The sequence below is a fragment of the Ruminococcus sp. N15.MGS-57 genome (assembly GCF_000980385.1).
In the GTDB taxonomy this organism is placed as follows: Bacteria; Bacillota; Clostridia; order Oscillospirales; family Ruminococcaceae; genus Hominimerdicola; species Hominimerdicola aceti.
Map to the genome: position 1 here is coordinate 1 of NZ_LARF01000148.1, position 359 is coordinate 359.

1 rRNA gene is annotated in these 359 nt (G+C 53.8%); it reads left to right on the plus strand.

From position 1 onward, the window contains the following. Nucleotides 1–359, plus strand: a 16S ribosomal RNA gene (locus tag WS40_RS11030); the annotation flags it as partial.

Consider the following 359-nt stretch of genomic DNA (forward strand, 5'->3'; position numbering starts at 1 on the left):
TGTCGTCAGCTCGTGTCGTGAGATGTTGGGTTAAGTCCCGCAACGAGCGCAACCCTTATGGTCAGTTACTACGCAAGAGGACTCTGGCCAGACTGCCGTTGACAAAACGGAGGAAGGTGGGGATGACGTCAAATCATCATGCCCTTTATGACTTGGGCTACACACGTACTACAATGGCGTTAAACAAAGAGAAGCAAGACCGCGAGGTGGAGCAAAACTCAGAAACAACGTCCCAGTTCGGACTGCAGGCTGCAACTCGCCTGCACGAAGTCGGAATTGCTAGTAATCGTGGATCAGCATGCCACGGTGAATACGTTCCCGGGCCTTGTACACACCGCCCGTCACACCATGAGAGCCGG